At 35.1% G+C, this 20,141-nt stretch carries 17 protein-coding genes; 12 read left to right on the top strand and 5 right to left on the bottom strand.

The features are described 5' to 3' along the window. Positions 1–3: 3 nt before the first annotated feature. The 11 genes from porV to DUZ96_RS01875 all read left to right on the top strand — a co-directional run bounded on the left by porV (position 4) and on the right by DUZ96_RS01875 (position 14,289). A complete protein-coding gene (gene porV / locus DUZ96_RS01825; protein ID WP_114300223.1) occupies positions 4–1,266 on the top strand; it encodes a type IX secretion system outer membrane channel protein PorV in 1,263 nt (420 codons plus the stop codon). Between the two features lie 76 nt (positions 1,267–1,342). Beyond that, positions 1,343–1,825 (top strand): cytidine deaminase, encoded by a 483-nt coding sequence (gene cdd, locus DUZ96_RS01830; RefSeq protein ID WP_114299912.1) that lies wholly within the window; start codon positions 1,343–1,345, stop codon positions 1,823–1,825. A 113-nt stretch (positions 1,826–1,938) separates the two neighbouring features. Then, on the top strand, positions 1,939–2,937 hold the full coding sequence (gene pdhA, locus DUZ96_RS01835; RefSeq protein ID WP_114299914.1) for a pyruvate dehydrogenase (acetyl-transferring) E1 component subunit alpha: 999 nt from the start codon (positions 1,939–1,941) through the stop codon (positions 2,935–2,937). A gap of 3 nt (positions 2,938–2,940) precedes the next feature. Next, entirely contained in the window at positions 2,941–4,563 is a 1,623-nt protein-coding gene (locus DUZ96_RS01840; protein ID WP_114299916.1) for a pyruvate dehydrogenase complex dihydrolipoamide acetyltransferase, read from the top strand. An 81-nt stretch (positions 4,564–4,644) separates the two neighbouring features. Next, positions 4,645–5,658 (top strand): M28 family peptidase, encoded by a 1,014-nt coding sequence (locus DUZ96_RS01845; protein WP_114299918.1) that lies wholly within the window; start codon positions 4,645–4,647, stop codon positions 5,656–5,658. Further along, a complete protein-coding gene (locus DUZ96_RS01850; protein ID WP_114299920.1) occupies positions 5,648–6,334 on the top strand; it encodes an SDR family oxidoreductase in 687 nt (228 codons plus the stop codon). The genes DUZ96_RS01845 and DUZ96_RS01850 overlap by 11 nt, the downstream gene beginning before the upstream one ends. Continuing rightward, positions 6,335–6,970, top strand: a complete 636-nt coding sequence (locus tag DUZ96_RS01855) for an HAD family phosphatase (RefSeq protein ID WP_114299922.1) — start codon at positions 6,335–6,337, stop codon at positions 6,968–6,970. It abuts the gene before it with no gap. Between the two features lie 39 nt (positions 6,971–7,009). Continuing rightward, positions 7,010–11,047, top strand: a complete 4,038-nt coding sequence (locus tag DUZ96_RS01860; RefSeq protein WP_114299924.1) for an FG-GAP-like repeat-containing protein — start codon at positions 7,010–7,012, stop codon at positions 11,045–11,047. Positions 11,048–11,077: 30 nt separating this feature from the next. Next, the gene (locus DUZ96_RS01865; RefSeq protein ID WP_114299926.1) at positions 11,078–11,674 is read left to right on the top strand and encodes a SprT-like domain-containing protein; all 597 of its coding nucleotides are present in this window, start codon (positions 11,078–11,080) and stop codon (positions 11,672–11,674) included. Next, positions 11,674–12,756 (top strand): mannose-1-phosphate guanylyltransferase, encoded by a 1,083-nt coding sequence (locus tag DUZ96_RS01870; protein ID WP_114299928.1) that lies wholly within the window; start codon positions 11,674–11,676, stop codon positions 12,754–12,756. Before DUZ96_RS01865 ends, DUZ96_RS01870 begins: the two co-directional genes overlap by 1 nt. 6 nt (positions 12,757–12,762) lie before the next feature. Next, on the top strand, positions 12,763–14,289 hold the full coding sequence (locus tag DUZ96_RS01875) for a DUF389 domain-containing protein (protein ID WP_114299930.1): 1,527 nt from the start codon (positions 12,763–12,765) through the stop codon (positions 14,287–14,289). A 5-nt stretch (positions 14,290–14,294) separates the two neighbouring features. Here DUZ96_RS01875 and DUZ96_RS01880 read toward each other — a convergent pair whose 3' ends face one another. Both DUZ96_RS01880 and DUZ96_RS01885 read right to left on the bottom strand, forming a co-directional pair. Beyond that, positions 14,295–15,062 carry an ABC transporter ATP-binding protein gene (locus DUZ96_RS01880; protein ID WP_114299932.1) on the bottom strand — a complete coding sequence of 256 codons (768 nt, stop codon included), beginning with the start codon at positions 15,060–15,062 and terminating at the stop codon, positions 14,295–14,297. Continuing rightward, positions 15,062–15,799, bottom strand: coding sequence for an ABC transporter permease (locus DUZ96_RS01885; protein WP_114299934.1), 738 nt, complete (start codon positions 15,797–15,799; stop codon positions 15,062–15,064). Before DUZ96_RS01885 ends, DUZ96_RS01880 begins: the two co-directional genes overlap by 1 nt. A gap of 112 nt (positions 15,800–15,911) precedes the next feature. On the opposite strand from DUZ96_RS01885, the gene pafA reads away from it, so the two are divergent. Beyond that, positions 15,912–17,555, top strand: coding sequence for an alkaline phosphatase PafA (gene pafA / locus DUZ96_RS01890; protein ID WP_114299936.1), 1,644 nt, complete (start codon positions 15,912–15,914; stop codon positions 17,553–17,555). Here the strand turns inward: pafA and DUZ96_RS01895 are convergent. The 3 genes from DUZ96_RS01895 to DUZ96_RS01905 are packed head-to-tail and all read right to left on the bottom strand — an operon-like array spanning position 17,552 to position 20,042. Next, a complete protein-coding gene (locus tag DUZ96_RS01895) occupies positions 17,552–18,400 on the bottom strand; it encodes a glycosyltransferase family 2 protein (protein ID WP_114299937.1) in 849 nt (282 codons plus the stop codon). The genes pafA and DUZ96_RS01895 overlap by 4 nt on opposite strands. A 25-nt stretch (positions 18,401–18,425) precedes the next feature. After that, the gene (locus DUZ96_RS01900) at positions 18,426–18,947 is read right to left on the bottom strand and encodes a methyltransferase domain-containing protein (RefSeq protein ID WP_114299939.1); all 522 of its coding nucleotides are present in this window, start codon (positions 18,945–18,947) and stop codon (positions 18,426–18,428) included. A 36-nt stretch (positions 18,948–18,983) separates the two neighbouring features. Beyond that, positions 18,984–20,042, bottom strand: a complete 1,059-nt coding sequence (locus DUZ96_RS01905) for a 3-oxoacyl-ACP synthase III family protein (protein WP_114299940.1) — start codon at positions 20,040–20,042, stop codon at positions 18,984–18,986. Positions 20,043–20,141: the final 99 nt, after the last annotated feature.

The raw sequence follows: 20,141 nt of genomic DNA on the forward strand, positions 1-20,141 counted from the left end.
ACCATGAAGAATTATGTAATTACCCTAATTGCTTTTGCAACGCTTAACCTAACTTTTGGACAAGAAACAGTTCAGATCATTCCTAATGAAAATGATTCTAGAGTTATTACCACAGGCCTTCCTTTTATGCTTGTCGCACCAGATGCGAGATCTGCATCCATGGGAGACATGGGAGTTGCCACTTCTGTTGATGGGTTTTCACAACAGTATAATCCTGCAAAATTTGCATTTTCCGAAGCTAAATCTGGTTTGGGTGTGAGCTTTACACCATACCTATCAAGATTAGTTAATGATATTTCATTAAGCTATGCGACTTATTTCAATAGGTTAAATGAATACAGTGCGGTATCAGCAAGTGTCAAGTATTTTTCACTTGGTGAAATCGTATTAACACAAGATGCTAATGATCCTGGAGTTGCTGTTAAGCCCAATGAATATGCAATTGATGTTGCATATGCTCTAAGATTAGGAGAGCAGTTTTCAATGGCAATTGCATTACGTTATATGCGTTCCGCATTACGTATTGATACAGTAGATCCAAATGCTAATGCTGGTAGTACTTTTGGTGCTGATATTACTGGGTATTATCAAAGTGAAGAGGAAGCGTATAATGATTTTAATGGAAGATGGAGATTAGGGTTTGCTATTCAGAACTTAGGTCCAAAATTTACATATGACGATGGAGGTGAAGAGGTTTTTCAACCTACTAATTTAAGATTGGGTGCTGGTTTTGATTTTATATTTGATGAGTACAACAAATTAGCATTGACGGCAGAAGTAGGTAAACTTTTGGTGCCAACACCGCCGATTAGAGGTAATCGAATTGTTTTTACTGATGTTGATGGAGATGGAATATATGATCCGGCTATTGATACTCAAACTCCTGAACAAGAAGAAGCCTCAATTACAGATGGCTCATATATTGTTGACGGAAAAGATAATGATGTAAGTTTCATGAAAGGTGTATTTCAATCCTTTGGTGATGCACCAGGAGGATTCAGTGAAGAATTAAGGGAATTTGTTTGGTCCATAGGAGCTGAATATACGTATCAAGATAGTTTTGCTTTTAGAGCTGGATATTTTAATGAAGCTGAAGATAAAGGAGCAAGAAAGTTTTTTGCCTTAGGTGCTGGGTTTAAATACACCACAATAAATATCGATTTATCTTATTTATTCTCTGCCTCTCAAGTACAAAGTCCATTAGAAAATACGTTGAGGTTCTCATTGACATTTAATTTTGGAGATGGAGAGTACGATGAATACTAGAATACAATATTAATTAGATATTTAAACTATTGTTTTGTGAAAGACAATAGTTTTTTTGTCTTAAATAAATACTGATATGAAGGAAGTTAAAATAGAAACTACACTACAACTATTTGAGGATATTAGTGAACTTCCTAAAGATATTCAATCCTTAATGTCCTCAGCTATTGAAGCAAGGGAAAATGCTTATGCGCCTTATTCTAATTTTAATGTTGGAGCTTCTATTTTATTAGATAATGAAAAGGTTATAACAGGTAATAATCAGGAGAATGCATCTTATCCTTCTGGGCTTTGTGCTGAAAGGACCGCGATATATTATGCTGGCGCCAAATACCCTAATGCCAAGATTTTGAAAATGGCCTTAACGGCATCTTCTAAAAATAAGCTCACTGATAAGCCCATTCCGCCTTGTGGCGCATGTAGGCAGGCTATAGCCGAATATGAATTAAAACAAGATCAAGACATAGAAATATATTTTATGGGAGCAACTGGTAGAGTTGCAAAATCTGATTCACTATCTAATTTGTTGCCCTTTATTTTCGAAAGTTCAGTTTTATAAAGGATTCTTTAAATTAAAATCGGTTTTCATCGCTATTTTTTACGGAATACTGTTTCTCAATTATTGTCTAAAGTGTTATTTTTGTTTTTCGTTTTAAAAGAATTCATTATAAAATGCAAAAAATAACTAAAGAGGTTTACTTAAAATGGTATGAAGACATGCTGTTTTGGCGAAAGTTTGAGGACAAATTAGCCGCAGTTTATATTCAACAAAAAGTAAGAGGATTTCTTCACCTGTATAATGGGCAAGAAGCTGTATTGGCAGGAGCTTTACATGCAATGGATCTAACAAAAGACAAGATGATTACAGCATATCGTAATCATGTGCAACCTATTGGTATGGGTGTAGACCCAAAACGTGTTATGGCAGAGCTTTATGGTAAAGCGACAGGTACCTCTCAAGGCCTTGGTGGTTCTATGCATATTTTTTCTAAAGAACATCGTTTTTTTGGTGGTCATGGTATTGTTGGTGGTCAGATTCCATTAGGAGCAGGAATTGCATTTGGTGATAAATATCATGGAAGTGACGCTGTAACTTTATGTTGTTTTGGAGACGGAGCTGCAAGACAGGGATCCTTGCATGAGACTTTTAATTTAGCTATGCTTTGGAATTTACCAGTTGTTTTTGTTTGTGAGAACAATGGTTATGCAATGGGGACTTCAGTTGAGAGAACTGCTAACCACTCTGATTTCTGGAAACTTGGATTGGGATATGAAATGCCTTCTGGACCGGTTGACGGAATGAATCCTGTAAAGGTAGCAGAAGCATTTGATGAAGCGATACAAAGAGCAAGAAAAGGAGGAGGCCCATCATTCTTAGAAATTAAAACCTACAGATACAGAGGACACTCTATGTCAGATGCACAACACTACAGAACCAAAGATGAGGTAGAAGAATATAAGAAGATAGATCCTATTACGCAGGTGAAGGAGGTGCTTTTAGAAAAAAAGTTTGCTTCTGAAGAGGAGATAAAAGAAATAGATAAAAGCGTTAAGGCTAGAGTTTCAGAATGTGAAAAATTTGCTGAAGATTCTCCATACCCAGATATTAATGTAATGTACGACGCTGTTTACGAACAAGAAGATTATCCATTTATACCACATAAAATATAAGCTATGGCAGAAGTAATAAACATGCCGCGTTTAAGCGATACAATGGAAGAAGGTACGGTTGCCTCTTGGTTGAAAAAAGTTGGTGATAAAGTTGAAGAAGGAGATATCCTAGCTGAAATAGAAACTGACAAGGCAACTATGGAGTTTGAGTCTTTTCATGAGGGTACATTACTTCATATTGGTGTTGAGGAAGGCCAGACCACTAAAGTAGATGAACTACTTGCAATCATTGGTGATGAAGGTGAGGATATTTCTGAATTATTAAATGGAAGTTTAACAGTGAAAGAGGAATCAGGAGGCGAAAGCTCTGAACCTTCTGAAGATGTCACTGAAAAAGATACAAGTTTAGAAACGCCAGATATTCCGGAAGGTGTTACAGTGGTTACCATGCCTAGATTGAGTGATACAATGGAGGAAGGTACCGTGGCTACATGGTTAAAGAAAATTGGGGATGAGGTTGAGGAAGGAGATATTCTTGCAGAAATTGAGACTGATAAAGCAACTATGGAGTTTGAATCCTTTCAAGCAGGAAGTTTACTTCATGTAGGACTAGAAGAAGGGGAATCAGCAAAAGTAGATGCATTGTTGGCTATAATTGGACCTGCTGGTACTGATGTTTCTAGCATTGCTAAGAACTTCACAATTGGTAGGTCGGATAAAAAAGACGCTCCTAAGAAAGAAGAAGTTAAAAAAGAAGCACCAAAGACTGCAGAACCTAAAAAGACAGAAACCAAGCATTCAACTTCTGCATCGATAACTTCAACCACTTCAGGTGGAAGAGTGTTTGCTTCTCCTCTAGCTAAGAAAATGGCAGCAGAAAAGGGAATAAATCTTTCTCAAGTTTCGGGAACAGGTGAGAATGGTAGAATTGTAAAACGTGATATAGAAAACTTCACACCTTCGGCACAAGGCGCAACAGTTGGTAAGTTTGTGCCAATTGGGCAAGAAGATTTTGATGAGGTTCCTAATTCTAATATGCGTAAGGCCATTGCTAAAAATTTGGCTAAATCTAAATTTACAGCACCGCATTATTACTTAAATGTTGAGTTTGACATGGATAATGCAATTGCATTTAGAGCCCAGTACAATTCAATTCCTGATACTAAAATATCATTCAATGATATGATAGTTAAAGCGTGTGCTTTAGCATTGAAACAACATCCACAGGTAAATTCACAATGGTTTGATGATAGAATGCAATTAAACAATCATGTACATATAGGCGTTGCTGTTGCTGTACCAGATGGATTAGTTGTTCCTGTAGTAAAGTTTGCTAATGAACAGAGTTTAACGCAGATTGGTTCAGAGGTTAAGGAATATGCTGGTAAAGCAAGAAATAAAAAGCTTACACTAGATGAGATGGAAGGTAGTACCTTTACTATTTCAAATCTTGGAATGTTTGGTATTGAAAGTTTCACTTCAATAATAAATCAACCAAATTCAGCAATTTTGTCAGTAGGTGCAATTGTGTCTAAACCAGTTGTAAAAGAGGGACAAGTTGTGCCTGGTAATACTATGAAATTAACAATGGCTTGTGATCACCGAACTGTTGATGGTGCAACAGGCGCTCAATTTCTACAGACACTTAAGGGATACATTGAGAACCCAGTAACAATGTTGGTTTAATGAAATTAAATCACACTTATTAATAATTTCAAATCCTGTTTCATTGAATTGAATCAGGATTTTTTATTTAAACATATAGGTATGAAAATAATAATATCAACTTTTAGTCTTTTTTTGATTTTTTCTTGTTCAGTGAGACAAAAAGGTCTTGAAGGGAAACCAGGAATTGATGGAGTGAAATCAAAGGTGGAAATCACAGCTTCTTCCATAAAAACTAGTATGGATTATTTGGCCTCAGATGAACTCAATGGCAGAGCCACAGGCAGTGAAGGTATAGAAAAAGCAGCTGTTTTTATTGAGAGTTATTTTAAAGAAAATGATATTCAACCTTTTTTTGATAACTATCGAGATAATTTTACAGTTATAAGAAAAATAGGTGGTGAGGGTAGTAGTGAAGTTATTGAAATAAAGGGTTATAATATTGTTGGATTTATAGAAGGAAATGATGCAAAACTTAAGAATGAATTTGTAATACTTGGTGGTCATTATGATCATATTGGTCAAGGTAGAGAAGTAGAGGGTGATAGTATTGCTAATGGTGCAAATGATGATGCTTCAGGTACTATAACTGCTATGGAATTAGGAAAATATTTTTCTAAAACAAAAACCAACAAAAGGAGCTTATTGATTACCTTGTATGCGGCTGAAGAAATGGGGCTGAAAGGGTCAGCTCATCTAGCAGAACGATTAAAATCACAAGGGCTCAATGTCTATACAATGATAAACTTTGAAATGGTGGGAGTGCCAAGAGCAGAGGGTAAATCAATGGCGTACATGAGTGGATTTGAAAGATCTAATTTTGCACCAAAACTTAATGAATATGCAGGAGAAGAAGTTATTGGATTTTTCCCAAAGGCAAAAGAATTCCAATTGTTTTTTAGATCTGACAATTTTCCATTCTACAAAGAATTCAATATACCTGCACATGCGATATCAACTTTCGATTTCACAAATTATGAATATTATCATCATGTAGATGACGAGGCTGATAAAATGGATTATGAGCATATGGCTAGCTTTACAAGTAAAATGACAAAAGCTTTTGAGGGCATATTAAATTCACCAAATAAAGAAGTTGTATTAAATGAAAAATAAGAATATTGTTATAACTGGTACCAGCAGAGGTATTGGATTTGAGTTGGTTAAGCTATTTGCAAAAGAAGGCCATAATGTGCTAGCATTATCTCGAAATGCTAATCCTGTAACAGAATTGAAACTTAAGAATGTGTTTGCTTTACCATTCGATTTAAGTAACCTAGACGATTATATAAATGTCGAAGAATTGATAAAAAATCAATGGAGCCATGTTGATATATTAATAAATAATGCTGGTTTGCTTCTCAATAAACCTTTCGCTGAAACTACATTCCAAGAATTCCAAAAAGTTTATGAAACTAATGTATTTGGTGTTTCTGAACTGTCTAGAATTTTAATGCCCTATATGCCTAGTAATGGACATGTGGTAACAATAAGTTCTATGGGTGGAATCCAAGGAAGCATGAAATTTCCTGGATTAGCGGCTTATAGTTCTAGTAAAGGTGCTGTTATTACATTAAGCGAATTATTAGCAGAGGAATTTAAAGAAACTGGTCCTCAATTTAATGTTCTGGCATTGGGAGCGGTTCAAACAGAAATGTTAAAAGAAGCATTTCCTGATTATGAAGCTCCAACAACTGCTTTAGAAATGGCAACCTATATAAAGGACTTTGCACTATCAGGTAATAAATACTTCAACGGTAAAGTTCTTCAGGTTTCTAATTCTACACCTTAGATGAGTAAATACAAGTGTATCATTTTTGATTGTGATGGTGTCCTAGTGGATAGTGAGCCATTAAGCAATCAAGTTATGGTTGATATTGCAAATGAATTAGGTGCCAATATCAATCTAAAATATGCACTCAGAAATTTTAAAGGAAACTCATTTAATAACTGTGCACAACAGATTTCAGATTTGATAGGTAAGGCAGTTCCTAACAATCTTGAAGAGATTTATAGAGAAAGATCATTTGAGAAATTTAGAAATGAGATTAAACCTATTAACGGAATTAAGAATGTTTTGGATGACTTAAAGCTTCCGTTTTGTGTGGCATCTAGTGGGCCAGAAAGTAAAATTAAACTCAATTTAGAGTTAATAGGTTTAATGGAATACTTTCAAGAGAATATATTTAGTTGTTATACGATTGGTAAATGGAAACCAGATCCATCAGTTTTTAATTGGGCAGCTAAAACTATGGGTTACAATCCTAACGAATGTTTAATTATTGAAGATAGTTTAATTGGAGTTGAGGCAGCATTAAATGGTGGATTTGATGTATTCGGTTACACCGCCCATGATTATCATGATGAATTGCGTAAAATGGCGACAAAAACCTTCTCGGAAATGTTAATTCTACCAGAGTTACTCTAATTTTGTTTCTTATTTTTATATTTATAAAAAATTCAGAAAATGAGAAGAAAATTACCCCTAAAATTATCTTCTTTCATCTTAATCATAACATGTTTTCTTTCACAAGAAATTGTCAGTCAATCTTTTGATAGGGTAGAAAACACAGTTGGGTTGAGTGTGTTGCAAGAGAATAACGGAGTTGCGGTTGCAGATTATGACAATGATAATGATCTTGACATATTTGTAGTAGCTAATGCTGTGGAAAATTCTGAGAACCCATCATCTTACAGTAAATTGTATAGAAACAATAATGATGGTTCCTTTACGGACGTTACTGAATTTTCAGGTTTAACTGAATTATTTACAGAGGAAGACGATGCTCAAGAAACTTTTGCACAGCAAGGGTTTAAATTCGGTGCTTCTTGGGGTGACTACAATAATGATGGCTTTCCTGATTTATTCTTAACCTATTCATACAAAATAGAACTATGGAGAAACCTTGGAAACGGCACTTTTGCCAATGTTACAGGTATTTCTGGATTTGATACAACTAATGATTGTATTAATACCGGAGCAACATGGTTAGATTACAATAATGATGGTTTTCTAGATATTTATTTTAGTGATTGGAATCGATGTGCTTCCAATTCGTTTTATAGAAATAATGGTAATGGAACCTTTACTAATGCTACCGAAGAATTGGGCCTTACAGAAGTTGACTCTAATTATAGTTATACCACAATGCCGATTGATATTAATGATGATGGTTGGATGGATATTATTGTTACCAATGATTTAGAAGATGCAAATTATTTGTACGTAAATCAATCAGGTACTTCTTTTGTCGAAGATGCATCAACCTATGGATTGGATAATGAAATAGACGATATGGCATTGGCCATTAGTGATTTTGATTTAGATCAAGACTTTGACTTCTTTATTACAGGAATTGACGAAAATGCATTATTGGAGAATGATGGCATGAACAATTTTACAGAATCTTCGACTATCTATGGTGTTAATCCAACGGGCTGGTCTTGGGGAGCACGCTTTGCAGATTTTGATTTGGACGGTGATGAAGATCTATTCATTGTTAATGGTTATGATTTTGAACAAAGAGGACCAGAATTTAATGTATATTATAGAAGTTCGTTTGGTCAAGGACAGCCATTTTTTGAAGAAGCTACAATTGAGACTGGGTTAAATGAAGAAACTGAAAGCGTTGAAGCACTGGATTTTGATTACGATAATGATGGTGATTTAGATATAATTGTGACAAATGGAGATGGACCTGTGTTATTTTACGAGAACAAGCTTCTCAACTTCGACGACGTTTCACCGGCCTACAATTGGTTCAAGGTTCACCTCGAGGGGACTGTTTCCAATAGGGACGCTATTGGCACAACGATAAGCCTAACAACCTCCAACGGTACATTGAAGCGTTATTATTCAGGAATTGGCTTTTTAAGTCAAAGCTTGCAAGCGGTCCATTTTGGTCTGGACGATGCCACCGAGATAATGGAGTTGGAGATCAAATGGCCATCTGGCCTTGTGGAGACCTACAATACCATTTCAATCAATATTGAGATAAAGGCTACTGAAGGCCAAGGCTATGAGGTTTTGGATATAGAACCAAGCCAAAAAGTTTATGGCTGCACAGATCCTGTTTCTTGTAATTACAATCCGGATGCCACCTTGGATGATGGGTCCTGTACGTATTTGGATCCGCAGAGTATTGTTGGTCCAATTACATCCTCATTTTTGAGAACAGAAACCTATAGTTATGCCACTGCAAATGGTTCAACAGCACAATGGCAGGTAATGGGAGGTGAACTATTGAGTGGTCAGGGAACAGATACGATAATGGTAAATTGGGGAATTGAAGAATCAGGTTTTGTTTCAGTAATAGAATCTGATGATCAGTGTTCTAGCCTTCAAGCTTCTATCAACGTGGAATTAAGTGCAGATGATCTGCCTGAAGATATTTCTATCGCAAGACTATGGAACGAGGCTTTATTGGATGCCATTAGAGGTGACTTTGCCAGACCGACAGTCCATGCACGCAATCTGTTCCATACCAGTGTTGCCATGTACGATATTTGGGCTATATATGATGAGGTTGCAGAACCTTATTTAATTGGTAACGAAGTAAATAGTTTTACTAGTGAGCTTGAAGATTTTGTTTTGATAGAAAGCAAGGAGGAGTCCTTGAAACGCGCTATCAGCTACGCGATGTACCGTTTGTTGACGCAACGTTTCCAAAACTCGCCAGGTTTTGAATCTTCGCAGGAACGATTTGATCTGATCATGAATAGACTGGGCTATGATACCAGTTATACATCGATGTTATACGAATTTGGTAATGCAGCAGCTTTAGGAAACTATGTGGCACAGACCATCATTGATTATGGCCTGCAAGACGGATCAAGAGAAGCAACAGGATACGATAATGCCTATTACCAACCAGTTAATGCGCCATATGCGTTAGATGTAAATGATAACCCACCAATTAATGATCCAAATCGGTGGCAGCCACTTGGATTAGATATTTTTATTGACCAAGGCGGTAATTTGGTAGATGGCAATGTACCACCGTTTTTGAGTCCAGAATGGGGCAACGTTTATTCCTTCGCGTTAAAAGAAGAGGATAAGGTAACCTACCAAAGGGATGGCAACCCATATCATGTGTTCCATGACCCATCTGATCCACCGTATATAAGCTTGACAGAAGATAATGAAATGAGCGATGCCTATAAATGGGGCTTCTCGATGGTCTCCGTATGGCAGTCGCATCTCGACCCTTCAGATGGCGTGATGTGGGACATCTCACCGAATTCTATAGGTAATGTAGATATTAGCACCTTCCCGACGGACTTTTCGGACTACCCGAACTTTTACGACTTCTTTGAAGGCGGAAGTACCAGTGCAGGGCATAATATAAATCCGTTTACGGGCAATCCTTACGAGACCAATATGGTGCCAAGGGGAGATTATGGAAGGGTACTTGCAGAATTTTGGGCGGACGGTCCTGACTCGGAGACACCACCAGGACACTGGTTCACGATATTGAACTATGTAAATGACCACCCGGAATTCGAAAAGCGGTTGCAAGGAGAGGGAGAAATACTCGATGTGTTGGAGTGGGACGTGAAGTCGTATTTCATACTGGGAGGCGGTATGCACGATTCTGCAATAGCAGCATGGAGTGTAAAAGGTTGGTACGATTATATAAGACCGATATCGGCAATTCGTTCTATGGCTGAGCGTGGTCAGAGCACGGACCCTTCATTGGATAATTACGATGTGTCAGGTATACCTTTAATTGATGGATATATCGAGGTAATAGAAGCAGGCGATCCTTTAGCTGGTTTTGTGAACCAATATGTCGGCCAGATTAAGCTTTATACCTGGAGGGGCCACGACTTTATCGATGATACAGAAGTAGACCAGGCAGGAGTAGGGTGGATAAGAGCATCAGATTGGTACCCTTATCAGAGGCCAACGTTTGTTACACCTCCTTTTGCAGGTTATGTTTCTGGACACTCCACATACTCAAGAGCAGCTGCAGAACTTCTTACTATGATGACTGGAAGCGAGTTCTTTCCAGGAGGACTGGGAGAGTTTGTTGCCAAGAAAAACGAGTTTTTGGTATTTGAGGAAGGACCATCAGTTGATGTTGTGCTGCAGTGGGCAACTTACAGGGATGCATCGGACCAGACAAGTCTAAGCAGAATTTGGGGAGGAATCCATCCGCCAGCCGATGATATACCAGGCAGGTTCATTGGCCAACAGGTAGCTGAGGATACATTTGAATTTGCCGTACCTTATTTTAATAGTAGTTTGACTATTGATCAATTTGATGATATTGAGTTTACGGTGTATCCTAATCCGACGCTCAATAAGAGATTGTTTATTACAAACACAGATAGTTTAGATACTATTGAGTTATTTGATATCAGAGGTAGGGAAATTAGTATTGATAATAGAAGATATGATGAATTAAATAATACAACTAGTATTAATCTAAATTCGGCGACACCAGGATTGTATATGCTTAGTGTTAATAGAAATTCAAAAATGATTGTTATTAAAGATTAGTAATGAAAAATTACTTATAACTTTCTAACTATGCAAAAAAATCTTTCCGATTATCTTCCTGAAGATGCAATGGATATGGTACAAATCATTTTGGCTAGTGATAATTTGGTTGTTAAAGTAAAGAACGAAAGAAAGACCAAGCATGGAGATTATCGCGAATTGCCTAATGGAAAACATCAAATAACGATTAATTCTAACCTTAATCCTTTTAGATTTCTAATTACCTTAATTCATGAGATTGCTCATTTTGAGGCTTATAAAAAATATGGTAGAAGAATTAGACCACATGGTAAGGAATGGAAATTAACCTTTCAGCATTTAATGTTACCTTTTTTGAGACCAGAAATATTTCCGATAGAATTGTTGCCATTATTAGCAAAACATTTTAAGAATCCAAAAGCATCTAGTGATACAGATTCGCATCTTGCCTTAGCATTAAAGCGATTCAACGAAGGTCCACCTAAGACATTTGTTTTTCAAGTACCTTTGGGTAATAATTTTAAACTTTATAACGGTAGAGTTTTTAAAAAAGGAAGTAAACGCAGAAAACGCTTTGAATGTCTTGAGGTAAAAACAGGAAAGCTATATTTGTTTAATCCTAATGCAGAAATAGAAATAATTGATTAATGAAAAACAAGAATTATTACGCCATACTTATGGCAGGTGGAGTTGGATCTAGATTTTGGCCAGTTAGCACTCAACATTTCCCAAAACAGTTTCATGATATGTTGGGTACAGGTGAAACTTTGATACAAAAAACATTTAATAGGTTGGCAAGATTAATACCATCTGAGAATATTTTTATTCTAACTAATGAACGCTATAACGATTTGGTATTCGAACAGTTACAAGGCGTAACCAAACGACAGGTTGTATTAGAACCAGCAATGAGGAATACAGCTCCATGTATTTTATATGCCTCCTTGAAAATTCAGAAGGAGAATAAAGATGCTGTAATGATTGTGGCACCAAGTGATCATTGGATTGAAGATGAAGATACATTTTCAGAAAATGTCAAGACGGCATTTGATTTTTGTGAATCTAATGATGCATTAATGACTCTTGGTATAACACCAACTTTTCCTAATACTGGATATGGATATATAGAATATGATAAAACCTCTACCAATGAGATAAAATCAGTAAATCAGTTCAGAGAAAAACCAGATTATGAAACTGCTAAAACGTTTTTAGATCAAGGTAATTTTCTTTGGAACGCTGGTATTTTCATGTGGAGTGTAAAAACTGTTATTAATACATTTAAATCTAATCAGCCTGAATTATTTGAGCTCTTTGAAAGCGGTTTCAATGTGTACAATACTGAGTTTGAGGATGATTTTATAAGAGATAATTATGGCAAAGCAGAGAATATCTCTGTTGATTATGCTATTATGGAAAAAAGTGGTAATGTCTATGTCATCCCAGCCACTTTCGATTGGAATGACCTTGGTACATGGGGAAGTCTTTACGATAAATTAGATAAGGACAAAAATGCAAATGCCGTTGTTAACTCTAAAGTTCTTTTAGAGGATTCTAATGGTAATATGATACGTTCAAAAAAAGATAAAATTGTTGTTGTTGATGGACTAAATGACTACATAATTGTTGACAAAGACGAAGTTTTACTTATCTTTCCTAAAGAAAAGGAACAAGATATTAAAAAAGTACTCCAAAATGTGAAAGCTAAATTTGGAGAAGAATATGGTTAATAATTAATGGAAGAAAATAAATTTAATTTTTCTGAAGAAGACGAGAGGCAAAAATTAGAAAAGGACAAGACTGTAGAAGATAAAAAAGAAGCAGTCAAACAAGATGCAAAAGGTCTTTTTGCTAGTGTAAGGACATTCCTAAGTGAATTACTTGATTTTAGAGAAGACACAGATAGAGATGCTACAATAGCAGCTATAAAGGGTGATATTGCCTTTAAAGGAGCGACAGCATGGATATTGATATGTTCAATTTTTGTTGCGTCAGTCGGTCTTAATGCGAACTCCACGGCAGTTGTGATAGGAGCCATGTTAATTTCTCCTTTAATGGGTCCTATATTGGGAGTAGGAATGTCAATTGCAATAAATGATATTGATACTTTACGACGTTCCTTGATCAATTTAGCAACAATGATTGTGCTAAGTTTGATTACAGCATTCCTGTTTTTTTACCTTTTTCCATTAAGTGAAGATACCTCAGAACTTCTTGGTAGAACAAGTCCAGATATCCGAGATGTTTTAATTGCCTTCTTTGGTGGACTTGCATTAATTATAGCTAGAACTAAAAAGGGAACTATTGCTTCGGTTATTTTTGGAGTAGCTATTGCCACAGCGTTAATGCCACCGCTTTGTACAGCCGGTTATGGATTGGCTAAAGCTTTAAGCAGAGAAACTGCGATTAATATGCAAGGTAACGTTGTTACAGGTTGGGATTATGCCTTAGGGGCAATGTATTTGTTTACCATTAATACAATTTTTATTGCATTAGCAACCTTTATGGTTCTTAAGGTTTTACGATTTCCTATGCTTAAATATGCGAACTCTGCTAAAAGAAAACGTATAGCTCAAATAGCTTCAATTTTGGCTATAATTGTAATGATACCTGCCTCGTTTACATTTGTTGATGTACTTAAGAAGAGTAGATTTGAATCTGCAGCAAAAACATTTATTAGTAACGAATTAGAAACACTACCAAATAGTAATTATATTAAAAAGAATGCCAATCCCATATATGATCCAGAAGGAGAATCTATTATTGAAATAATACCATTTGGAACAGATGAAATATCTGAGGATACCAGAAAATTATTGGAAGCTAGATTTAATGATAAGGATTATGTGCCTTTAAGGAATACTAAGTTAGCTATTAACCAAGTTAAAAATAGAGCTGTAAATAATCTAGACTATATGGAGGAGTTAAGAACAAGGGACTCATTGGACTTACTTTCACAAAGCCAGAAAATTTCTTACTTGGAGAATAGGGTTAAAAGTTTATCTCGATTAGAAAAGGATCAAATACCATTTCAAGAAGTGGCAGAAGAAGTAAAGATAAATTATGAAAAATTAGAAGCTATAACCTATGCAAAGGAGATAAAATCTAACTTTTCAAAAATTGATACGTTATCTGTATTTTCATTCAAATGGATTGATTCATTATCTACTCCAGAGTCGATCCAAAAAGATTCGAAGAAATTAGGTGAGTGGTTAAAAGTAAAATTGGATAAGGATACGATTGTAATAAAGCAATTAAAATAAAATCACTATTGATTCTCTTCCTGGTACATTCTACGAACTTTTTTGAATAATTCAGAAGAATAAACGAAGTCTGTTACTGCTTTATTGTCGGTTCTAAAAATGGTTTCTTTAGACCCCTCCCATTCCTTAAAACCATTTTTAAGAAAAACTATTTTCTCACCAATTTCCATTACAGAATTCATATCGTGCGAGTTAATTACCGTGGTAATGCTAAACTCATTAGTAATTTCTTGAATAAGGTTATCAATTACTATTGCAGTTTTTGGGTCCAATCCAGAATTTGGTTCATCACAAAATAAATACTTAGGATTATTAACAATAGCTCTTGCAATGGCGACACGTTTTTGCATTCCACCCGAAGCCTCACTTGGCATTTTCTTATGAGCATCAGGTAAATTAACACGGTTTAATACCACATTAACTCTATCTTCCATTTCACTAAAACTTTGTTTTGTGAACATACGTAGTGGGAACATTACATTTTCAGCAATCGTCATTGAATCAAATAAGGCACTTCCTTGAAATACCATTCCTATTTTTGCACGTAAGTCTCTTTTTGCGTCTGGACTTAAATCACTTATAATTTTGCCATCATAAGAAATTGTTCCTTTTTCATAATCAAACAAGCCAAGTAAACATTTCAAAAATACAGTTTTACCCGAACCGCTTTGTCCAATGATGAGATTAGTTTTACCCTTTTCGAAAGAGGTCGTTATGCCCTTAAGAATATGGGCATCTCCAAATGATTTATGTAAGTCTTTAACTTCAATCATTAGCCTAAGAGTAAACTTGTTATTAAATAATTTACGAGTATTATTACCACACTTGTCCAAACAAATGAAGTCGTACTCGCTTTACCAACCTCTAACGCTCCACCTTTCATAAAATAACCGTAAAAAGATGGTATTGTAGCCAAAATAAAAGCAAAAACCATAGTTTTAATGAACGCATATGTCATGTGGAATGGAATAAAATCATTTTGAACACCATCAATATAATTTTCCATTGTGCCATATCCTCCATAAACGCAAGCTGCCAATCCGCCAACTATGCCCAGGAACATAGCTATGGATATAATAAATGGATATAATGTAAGAGCAATAAATTTTGGAAATACTAAATAGTTAATTGCGTTAATTCCCATTACTTCTAGTGCGTCAATTTGCTCTGTCACTCGCATCGTGCCAATACTAGAGGTTATAAATGAACCTACTTTACCGGCCATAATAATTGAAATAAAAGTAGGTGCAAACTCTAAAATAATTGATTGCCTTGTTGCAAAACCAACTAAATATTTTGGAATTAGTGGATTACTTATGTTCAGCGACGTTTGTATAGCAACAACTCCTCCAACAAAAAATGAAATAAATGCTACAATACCCAAAGAGTTAATGATAAGATCATCTATATCTTTTAAGATAAGTGTTTTCATCACAGACCATTTAGTTGGTTTGCGAAACATATCTTTAATCATTATAAAGTAAGTGCCAATATTATGAAGGTACTTCATGAAAGAATTTCTTATCGCTAAAGTATAAAAAATGATTAGTTTATTAATGTTAATTTAAATTAAGATAGGCTAAAATCCGTATTTTTGAAATACAAAAAAAAGACATTTCTGTATGAAAAAAACACTTCCTTTGTTTCTGTTTTTGTTAATTTCTGGCTCATGTGTAGCTCATACCGTTAATTCATCTCTGACTGATTCTAGACCAAAATTAGTGGTCGGTATAGTTGTAGATCAAATGCGATATGATTATTTAACGCGTTTTGCGTCAAAGTTTGGTGAAGGAGGTTTTATGCGCTTAATCAATGAGGGATTTAATTGTAAAAATAACCACTTTAATTATGTGCCAACCTACACTGGACCAGGTCATGCGTCAGTGTATACAGGAACAACACCAAAATACCACGGCATAATTTCTAATAATTGGTATGACAAAGAGATTAAATCATCTGTTTATTGCGCACAGGATGATGAGGTAAATTCAGTAGGTACTGAGAGTTCAGCTGGGAAAATGTCTCCACAGCGCATGCTAACAACTAGCTTTGCCGATGAAAACCGATTATTTACACAAATGCGTGGTAAGACCATTGGAATTGCCCTTAAAGATAGAGGTGCAATATTGCCTGCTGGCCATACTGCTAACACAGCGTATTGGTTTCATGGGAAAGATGAAGGTGTTTGGATAACAAGTAGTTATTACAGAAATGATTTACCAAAATGGGTAAGTGATTTTAATTCTTCGGATGCTGTTGAATCCTATCTGAAGGTCTGGAATACTTTGCTTCCAGTCGATACGTATGTTGAAAGTGGTGAAGATCAAAATGACTTTGAGCGTGGGTTTAAAGGAAAGACTACTGCGACATTTCCTTATGACTTAGCTACATTAAGCACTCAAAATGGTGGGTTTGATATCTTAAAGACAACACCTTTTGGAAATAGTATAACTATGGATTTTGCTTTAGCTGCTTTAAAGGGTGAGGCCTTAGGACAGGATGATGATACTGATGTTTTAGCCATCAGCTTTTCTAGTACAGATTATGTAGGTCACAATTTTGGAGTAAACTCAAAAGAAGTAGAAGATACTTATATCAGATTGGACAAGGATTTGGAACGATTATTTATTTATTTAGATAATAATATAGGTAAAGGAGAATACACGGTATTTCTAACATCAGACCATGGAGCAGTGGAGGTGCCAGCTTATTTAGAGTCTGTCAATATTCCAGCAGGATATTTAGATTATAATTCAAGGAAAGCACTCTTTCAAAAGTTTTTAATGGATACGTATGGAACTACAGAGTTGGTAGAGAATGTGAGCAACAATCAGATATTCTTAAATAAGGTCAAATTGAAGGAATTAGATCTTAATATTCATGATGTTGAGCAAGCCTTAGTTGACGAACAAATTAGCTATCCTAATATTGCAAAGGTGTATACAGCGACTACAATGAACAGCACTAATTTTACTACAGGCATTGAGGTGTTATTGCAGAATGGATACAACCAAAAGCGTTCTGGTGATGTTATTGTTGTAGACGATATTGCTCATATTTCTTACAGCAAAAAAGGATCTACGCATGGTAGCGGTTTAAATTATGATACTCATGTGCCATTATTATTTTTTGGTGCAGGTATTAAACAAGGTGAAACTTTTGATAAAACGGTGATACCTGATATTGCTCCTACCATATCTGCCTTATTAGGAATTAGTTTTCCGAATGGTTCTACCGGTAAGCCGTTAGGATTTGTTTTTGATTAGGTAATTTTTTTCCAAATACCTTTCCATCGCATTTTTCTTATAAAATTACCCTCTGCTTTGTTTACTAGAAAAGGAACCTTGTTGGATTTAGCTTTTAGGTAACCTGAAATGTAATACCAAAATAGCTTTACACTACGTTTTTTGTATGCTAATTTTATTGCAGATATTATGGTAATCCAAAATCCATAGCGTAATTTATACATGGCCTCACCTTGAAGATACTTTGATGCTTTATTGTAGGATTGTCCTGTAGGCTTTAAATGCTTTACGTGCAATGATTCGTCTGTTAGTATTTCCCAACTATGAAAACTTGCTAATAACTCGTCAACGGTATCCCAGCCCATAGATTGTTTTAATTTGCCTATTTGCGAAAAGCATTCTTTTCTGTAAGCTTTCAATGCACCTCTAATGTGGTCTTTATTGGTGAGGTTTTCTAAAATCCAGTTACCGTTTTTTTCTATATAGCAAAAGCCAGACGCCATACCTAATTTAGGATTAGATTTAAAATGCTTTGATAATTCTTCTAGATAGTTAAAAGGAAAAAAAAGATCAGCATCAAATTTGCAAATCACATCGTAATTCGCATCTAATTGTTCAAACCCTTTGTAAAATGCATTTATAATTTTAGAACCAGGTAAGTGTTTATTACTAGATGTGGAATTTATATAAGTAATCCAAGGGAAATTATTTGAATATGATTTCAAAATTTCTTCAGTACCATCAGAAGAATTATCATTAACAACAATTAGTTTTTTTGGTAGAAGTGTCTGTGTTGAAAGTGATTCAAGTGTTTGTGCAATAAATTTTTCTTCGTTGTGTGCTGGTATGACTATGTAAAAATCCAATAATATTAATTATATAAACTCAAAGTTAAACTCTTTCAGCATATACTATATAATATCTCGGTGTAAACCGCCTTAGAATTGGCCGAATACCAATTTTATTCACAGGATTAGTCCATTTTGCCCTGTCTTTAATTTTCCAACCTGTTTTTTCAAGTAACCAATCTAATTGCCAGTCTTCAAATTCATGATAGTGTCTGTCACGTTCGTCGGTTTTACTTCTATAAGCCGAAGAAAACCAAAGTCTAAGAGGTACACTGATTAAAATTTTTTTGGATTTTATAGATTTCAAAACTTCGTAAGGTGAAAGCAAGTGTTCAAAAATCTCAAAGGCGGTAACAACATCTGTTTCTGAGTTAAGGATACTTTTATGGTCTTCGTCTAAATCTTCACCAGAAGTATTTGTTACATTATAACCTTCAGAAATCATTATATCTGAAAATGGGTTTTTAACGCCTAAATCTAAAATTGATTGAGATGTGTCAACGTGTTTTTTTAAAAACTGAAGTGTATGTTTAAAGCGTTTATTTGGAAAGGTTTTTTGGTACATAAAGGGTTGCAAAAAATGTATAAAATGTGAGTGGTATTAATGTTTATATACAACTGCATTAATGTGCATGCCAGCACCTACACTAGCAAATATGATTACATCACCTTTATTGATTTTGTGATTGTCTAATTTATTGTTTCTTATTAAATCGAAAAGTGTTGGGACAGTAGCAACTGAGCTATTACCAAGTTTATGAATGCTCATAGGCATAATATCCTCTGGTGCTTGAGATTTAAATAATCTGTAAAAACGTTTAATAATTGCTTCATCCATTTTTTCATTGGCTTGATGAATCAATACCTTTTTTACGTCAACTATATCTACACCACTTTTATCCAAACAATCCTTCATCGCCTGTGCGACATTTGTTAATGCAAATTCATAGATTTTACGACCATGCATTTTTATATAACGTGTGTCTGGACACAATGCTTTGTTGTTTGAATTCCCAAAGAACAGATAATAGGCTTCGTCATACGTAAATGATGCTGATTCATGAGCTAGAATGCCACCTTCTTCGTTTGTAGCTTCTACGATACTTGCACCAGCTCCATCTGAATAAATCATAGAATCCCTATCATGTTTGTCAACAACACGTGATAATGTTTCAGTACCAATTACCAGACATTTTTTTGCCATTCCGGCTTTAATAAAGGCCTGTGCTTGTATAACACCTTCTACCCAACCTGGACATCCAAACAGGATATCATATGCCACACACTTAGGATTCTTAATTTTTAAGCGATGTTTAATTCTTGATGCTAAACAAGGTAAAATATCACTTTGAACTGTATTAGCTCTAACATCGCCAAAGTTGTGGGCACATATTATATAGTCAATCTCTTCTTGATCAATATCTGCATCGTCTATGGCTTTTTGTGCAGCCAAAAATCCCAAGTCTGAGGATGTGAGATTGTCATCAGCATAACGCCTTTCAGCAATGCCCGTAATTTCTTTAAATTTTTGAACGATCACTTCATTTGGATAATTGATTGAAGAGCCATCTGCATTTAAAAACTCATGTTGATGAAAATCTTCATTTTTTTCAATTTTCTTTGGTATGTAACTACCTGTTCCAGTTATTTTAATACTCATAATCTGTATTCTAAAATTTTCATTTAAAGTAAAAAAGCAAAGTAATTATATTAAGTTAAAACAAAAATAAAACATATTCATTTTTACGATGTTCAAACA

Source organism: Winogradskyella sp. KYW1333 (assembly GCF_003335675.1).
In the GTDB taxonomy this organism is placed as follows: domain Bacteria; phylum Bacteroidota; class Bacteroidia; order Flavobacteriales; family Flavobacteriaceae; genus Winogradskyella.